This window comes from Gracilibacillus thailandensis (assembly GCF_010994055.1).
Taxonomy (GTDB): domain Bacteria; phylum Bacillota; class Bacilli; order Bacillales; family Amphibacillaceae; genus Gracilibacillus; species Gracilibacillus lacisalsi.
Genome location: NZ_WJID01000072.1, coordinates 22620 through 29002, shown reverse-complemented (window position 1 = coordinate 29002; position 6383 = coordinate 22620). Strand labels below are relative to the sequence as shown.

Sequence of the window (6383 nt, the reverse complement as noted above, 5' to 3'; positions counted from 1 at the left end):
TCAGGTAAAACCGTTTCCACAGGAGTTGAAGCGGGCGGCCTCCACTATAAAGCAGCTCTACAACGTAAGTGACAGCTAACTTTTTGAGTTTTATACAATGTAAAATAAAAGATGTAATGTCCGAACGTTAAAAAATGTAGAACGTAATTAAGCGAAGTGGGCAAGCCGCAGCGGTTGTTACGCCTATTATTCATGTCAAAATAACTACTTTGCACAGGACCGCGTGGGCTTTCCGGGTTTTTCTTGTAAAACAAGAAAGTATAAAATTTGCGCAGATGTCTAGCTCCGAGCGCCCAAAAACTAGGCGACTTCACGAATCGCCCTACGATAAGTCATCATCGGTTCGTAAACTCACCGTGATTCCTTTATCTCAGTTGATTCTGACGCCGCTACGTTTCTAAGCGGGCGCTCTGCGCTTTACTTACAGATAGATAATGTTTTTCAACCTCGATAAATTTGTCTCAAGTAATCGGTTGGAGGCATGCCGGTTACTTTCTTGAAGACGCGACTAAAATAAAAAGGGTTAGAGAATCCTAGTTTGTCGCTCACTTCTGAAACATTGTAGTTTTCTCTGCGAAATAATTGAATTGCCTTTTCCACCATGCGCTCATTTTGATATTGTGTAATGCTTTTACCTGTATGCTGTTTAAATAGCGTGGAAAGATAAGCATAATTCATACCTAAAGCTTCTGATATCTCTTGGCTCGATAATTTGTTACTTTGCTGTTCATCAATTAACCGAATCATTTTAGCTATCATTCTGTTTGACTTTCTATTTGTATAGGTTTCCAAATTCTCCAAGTATAGCTCTAAAAAGAACTGATGTGTATGCATACTGGTTAATATAGGTCTCATCGGATGAGATGATTCATACATTTCTAATAATTGCTCAAGTTGTGATTGGGTGTAACCGAGGTGAGACACTTCACCGTATTTAGGCAATGTCAACTTTCTCTGATATTCTTCATGATGAACAAGTGAAGTTTTTCCGTACATACTATATTCATTAACATTTTCTTGTATATCACGATTAAAAAAATGAATATAAAACCATTCAGAACCTGGTTGATAGAATTCGCTTCCCCAATGATGGATGTTTTTTCTAAGAAAAAGATAGGATCCTTTCTTTAGCTTATATACTTCGTCATCTTCTATAACTTGTAATTGTCCTTTTTTAACGTAAACGAATACATTTAATTTTGGCATCACACGATCCGGATGTTTCTCCACTCCATCTTTATCAGTCATTAAACCTATTTCATGAATAAGCGGGAATGAGCTACTTGATATAATTATAGGATGAGACAAAGCGATCGCTCCTTTAAAATAGTTTGATTATATTTTAACAGAAATCAAAAAAAGAGATATGTAATTTTAATTATTGTGAATGTACAACTGTGTCTCAACACTTCATACTAGTAATTATAGATAAGCTAGTGGAGGTGCAGAATATGCAAAGAGTGAACTTGTTAGACGGAATGTTTAAAAACTCTCAACAGAAAGGAAAGGAATATTTACTATATTTAGATATTGATCGACTAGTTGCACCATGTTATGAAGCTGCTGGTAAAACAGCTAAAAAAGAACGATATGGTGGATGGGAATCAATGGAGATTGCTGGTCATTCCATAGGTCACTGGCTATCAGCTGCCGCAACGATGTATCAGGTAACAGGCGATGAAGCATTAAATAAAAAAATAGAATATGCTTTATCCGAATTAGCTGCTGTTCAATCTATTGATAAGGACGGCTATGTAAGTGGTGTCCCGAGAGACTGTTTTGATCAGGTGTTTTCTGGTGAATTTGAAGTAGGGAACTTTAGCCTAGGGGGATCATGGGTACCGTGGTATTCCATACATAAAATCTATGCAGGACTAATCGATGTCCATTACATAATCGGCTCTAAATTAGCATTGGAGATCGTGACCAAACTGGCTGACTGGGCATACAATGGTTTGCAGAGTTTAACAAAAGACCAATTCCAACGTATGTTGACCTGTGAGCACGGTGGGATGAATGAAGTATTTGCTGATCTGTATGTAATAACGAATGATATGCGTTATCTAGAGTTAGCTGAAAGATTTTATCATGAGAAAGTACTAGAGCCATTAGCGAAAGGCAAAGATGATTTAGAAGGAAAGCATGCCAACACACAAATACCAAAAGTGATCGGAGTAGCTAAACTCTACAATATCACAGGGAAAGAAAAATATAAGCGGATAGCGACATTCTTTTGGGATCAAGTCGTTCATTATCGTACGTATGCTATCGGCGGAAATAGTATTCGAGAGCACTTTGGACCAGAAAATGATGAAGAACTAGGGATATTGACAACTGAGACATGTAATACCTATAACATGCTAAAGTTAACTGAAATCCTTTTTGGATGGGAGCAATCGGCTCATTACTATGACTATTACGAGCGTGCTTTGTATAATCATATTCTTGCGTCACAAGATCCTGATTCAGGAATGAAAACATACTTTGTATCTTCTGAGCCAGGACATTTTAAAGTATATCATTCACACGATCATTCCTTTTGGTGTTGTACTGGTACAGGAATGGAGAATCCGGCAAGATATAATCGTCGTATTTTTGAAAAAATAGCTGACAGATTGTATGTCCATTTATTTATCTCAGCAGAAGCATCAATCAAAAATGATGATATGGTTGTTCGTCAACAAACCAATTTTCCATATCAGCTAAACACAACCATCACAATCGAAAAGGTAGGCAGTGAAGTAAAAGAGATTGCTTTTAGAAAGCCTTACTGGCTATCTGGTGCATCAACGATTAGAATTAATGGAAATGAAGTAAAACCGAAAGAGGATAATGGATACCTAATCATCGAACACACTTGGCAAAAAGGAGATCAGATTACATATGATTTACCACTGCATTTACATCGATATCATGCAAAAGATGATAAGAAAAAACAAGCAATCATGTATGGACCGATTGTGTTAGCAGGGGCATTAGGCCGTGAAAATTTTCCTGAAACAGATATTCTCCATGATCACCAGGCATTAAATAATCATCCCTTAATTAATGTGCCAGTATTGGTGACAAATGAACCGTTAAATGATTGGATAAAGATTAAAGACGCTGAAAAACTGGTATTTGAAACAGAAGCGATCGGACAACCTGGACATCAACAGCTGCAGTTGAAACCTTTTTATGATATTCATCATGAACGTTATACTATCTATTGGAATATTATGTCGGAACAAGAGTTCAAAGAATTCGGTGATGAAGAAAGAAAACGAAAAGCTCGAGAACAAAAAATTATAGTTGATGAGGTTACGCCTAATGAACAACAACCAGAAGTAGATCACAATATACAGGTGAAAAATTCAACCTCAGGTTACAGTAATGACGTCCATAGTGGTTGGAGAGATGCCCGGGATGAAGGGTATTTTAGTTATGACTTACGAGTTGAACCGGAAAAAGAGATGTATTTGTACATTACGTATAACAAAAGTGATTTTATGTTAGAAATCAATGGTAAGAAGATGGAAAGAGATTTTGAAATCAAAATTGATGGACATGTGCTAGCTAGAGAACACTTTAATAAACCAAATATTGGTGAGTTATATTCTAAATCTTACCCGATACCAAAGGCACTTATCAATGATAAAGACAAAGTGACGGTTACCTTTTATGCAGAAAAAAATAAGGTTGCTGGTGGCGTATATCATGTTCGAATGTTAAACGAACCTTCATTATAGGACAAAAATTATTCTAGAATTGAAAAGATCCCCGATTAGCGGGGATCTTCCTTAATGATGGTACAGGATATCCTGGATATATAATTAGCTATAGAAAGAAGCACCTACAATAATTAACAAAATGAAAAGCACAACGATTAGGGCGAATCCACCGCCATAACCACCGCCATATCCAGCACCGTATCCACCGTATGGAGAGCAGCCTCCGTAATAGCTCATTCCTATCAACCTCCTTGTGTATTGTCACTATATAATGTATGTACCTTTTACAGATAAGTTAGGGTAAATGACTAGTTTTAGAAAAAATGGGCGATGCCAGTTTAAAAAAATATATTGTCAGATATGTTTACAAGTTTGCTGTTGGGGCGAAAAACCTTTGTTATATTATATTCATCCTATTAATTAATGAATGTGGAAAGTTCATTAATTGATAATATACATGTAAGCCTAAATAATTAGTCCACTTTAGCCTGCTTATATGTATGATAGCTTGTTGCTCCCCTATCCATTTAAGGTGTCTGTTTTCACAAAACACAAAGAAGCCAACTTCAAAACGAAGTTGGCTTCTTTGTGTTCTATGCCTCATAGAAGAAGATATCCCCGGAACAGCAAGGTATTTCCCCGGAAGCGATTTTCTGTTCCGGGGAAAAAGTCATCCCTTCCGAGGATAAACGACTATATCCCGGGAAGGGAAGAAGATATCCCCGGAACAGCAAGGCATATCCCCGGAAGCGATTTTCTGTTCCGGGGAAAAAGCCCTCTCTTCCGAGGATAAACGACTATATCCTGGGAAGGGAAGGTGATATCCCCGGAAGCACCGTTCTATTAACTTTACAACTAAACAGATTTTTCACAGTATGTATCTAATGTGAATAAGGAAGAGTTGTTTAGTTAACAATCCCTAATTGCTTCAAGCCATTATAGATACCGGATTCTTCTACGGAAGTGGTGCGATGTTTGGCGTATTGAAACACTTCAGGCGTAGCATTTGCCATCGCAAAGCTTTCACCGACATATTGCAGCATTTGCTTATCGTTCATCCCATCGCCAAAGGCAATCGCTGCTTCAGCGGGTATATCGAGCTCTTTGAGCACTTTTTGAATAGCTTGCCCTTTGTTGACATTTTCTCTGATCATATCATAACAATGCTCTAAGCCTGCTACATTTACTTGTGAAAAATAAATATCCTCTTGTTTCACATCATAAAGAGCTGGTTCATCTGGTCGAACATCCATCAGCGTAATCCCTAATATTTGATCGCGATAGATAGCTTTATATGCTTGGTGATGTTTTAAATCAAAATAATCAATGAAATCTTTTACTACTTGCTTTGATTCTGATGTAACTAAATTTAATTCATTGGTATAAAGAATCATTTCATGTTCATTTTGTTTAGCGACATCTAAAAATTGATCAATCACAGAGCCAGATATTGGTTCGTCAACTATTGTTTTTCCATCATAAATCGCATATGCTCCGTTATAACCTATAAAGGAATCTACTCCTAATTCATCAGCGATATCATCTACTTCATGGAGAGGACGTCCAGTAGCAAGGAATACTTCAATTCCTTTACCTTGTGCTTGTTTAACGGCAAGCTTAGTTGTATCCTCAATCGTATGATCACGACGTAGAATAGTCCCATCAATATCTAAAAAAAGAGCTTTGTAGTTGGTCATCTTCAGTCTCCCTTGATTAAAAAGTAAAGTTCTTTAGTTCTTCGCCACTTGTTTCTTCATAGCCCTTCATATACTTAATACGACGTTGAGCAGCAGATTGATTTACTTGTTCATCAGCGTGGTAGGATGAACGAACTAACGGTCCTGCTTCACAATGTTTAAAACCTTTTGATAAGGCTATTTGTTTTAATTCATTAAACTCGTCTGGATGATAATATCGTTCTACATTCAAGTGTTTTTTAGTGGGCTGTAAGTATTGACCAATTGTTACAATGTCCACATTGTTGGCACGTAAATCATCCATTGCCTCAATAAGCTCCTCTTTTGTTTCACCGAGTCCAACCATTATACTTGATTTAGTCGGAGTATTAGGGGCAATTTCCTTCACGCGACGCAATAATTCAAGGGAACGGTCATACATTGCAATGGCACGTACTTTTTTTGTCAGTCTTCTCACTGTTTCAATGTTATGATTAAAAATATCTGGACCACTATCCATTAAGGTATGTAAGCTTTCATAATCACCTTTCATATCAGAAGGTAAAATCTCAATGGTACAACCTGGTACTCTTTCGCGAATTTGTCTCACCGTTTCGGCAAATACTGCCGCTCCACCATCTTTTAAATCATCTCGTGCAACAGCTGTGACAACAACATGCTTTAAGCCCATGATCTCCACAGATTCAGCAACTCTTTTCGGTTCGCCCCAGTCCAATTCATTCGGTAAACCAGTTTTAACAGCGCAGAAGCGGCAGCCTCTAGTACAAGTATCACCGAGAATCATAAAGGTAGCTGTTTTTCTCTCGCTCCAGCATTCATGGATATTCGGGCATTTTGCTTCTTCACATACAGTATTTAATCGTTTATCACGCATTAAGTGTTTTAGACGATTATATGATTTGTTAGTATTAATTTTTATTTTTAGCCATTCCGGTTTGCGAAGATGTTCTTGTTCTTTTGCCATTGTGTATCGCTC

Annotated in this window: 5 protein-coding genes; 1 reads left to right on the top strand and 4 read right to left on the bottom strand. The window is 37.4% G+C overall.

Features of this window, described 5'->3' with window-relative positions:
• Nucleotides 1–441 precede the first annotated feature (441 nt).
• On the bottom strand, nucleotides 442–1308 hold the full coding sequence (locus GH715_RS18125; RefSeq protein ID WP_153836605.1) for a helix-turn-helix domain-containing protein: 867 nt from the start codon (nucleotides 1306–1308) through the stop codon (nucleotides 442–444).
• A 143-nt stretch (nucleotides 1309–1451) separates the two neighbouring features.
• On the opposite strand from GH715_RS18125, the gene GH715_RS18120 reads away from it, so the two are divergent.
• Complete coding sequence (locus GH715_RS18120) at nucleotides 1452–3728, top strand: glycoside hydrolase family 127 protein (RefSeq protein ID WP_153836604.1); 2277 nt, start codon at nucleotides 1452–1454, stop codon at nucleotides 3726–3728.
• 84 nt (nucleotides 3729–3812) lie between these two features.
• On the opposite strand, the gene GH715_RS18115 is transcribed toward GH715_RS18120, so the two are convergent.
• The 3 genes from GH715_RS18115 to lipA all read right to left on the bottom strand — a co-directional run bounded on the left by GH715_RS18115 (nucleotide 3813) and on the right by lipA (nucleotide 6371).
• Entirely contained in the window at nucleotides 3813–3947 is a 135-nt protein-coding gene (locus GH715_RS18115) for a YjcZ family sporulation protein (RefSeq protein WP_153836603.1), read from the bottom strand.
• A 668-nt stretch (nucleotides 3948–4615) separates the two neighbouring features.
• Nucleotides 4616–5407, bottom strand: a complete 792-nt coding sequence (locus GH715_RS18110; protein ID WP_153836602.1) for a Cof-type HAD-IIB family hydrolase — start codon at nucleotides 5405–5407, stop codon at nucleotides 4616–4618.
• Nucleotides 5408–5423: 16 nt separating this feature from the next.
• Nucleotides 5424–6371, bottom strand: coding sequence for a lipoyl synthase (gene lipA, locus GH715_RS18105; protein ID WP_018934385.1), 948 nt, complete (start codon nucleotides 6369–6371; stop codon nucleotides 5424–5426).
• Nucleotides 6372–6383: the final 12 nt, after the last annotated feature.

What these genes read in the sequence shown, in the direction of transcription:
- GH715_RS18120 (WP_153836604.1), top strand. Translation starts at nt 1,452, where the DNA reads ATGCAAAGAGTGAACTTGTTAGACGGAATGTTTAAAAACTCTCAACAG.
- GH715_RS18115 (WP_153836603.1), bottom strand. Translation starts at nt 3,947, where the DNA reads ATGAGCTATTACGGAGGCTGCTCTCCATACGGTGGATACGGTGCTGGA.
- GH715_RS18110 (WP_153836602.1), bottom strand. Translation starts at nt 5,407, where the DNA reads ATGACCAACTACAAAGCTCTTTTTTTAGATATTGATGGGACTATTCTA.
- lipA (WP_018934385.1), bottom strand. Translation starts at nt 6,371, where the DNA reads ATGGCAAAAGAACAAGAACATCTTCGCAAACCGGAATGGCTAAAAATA.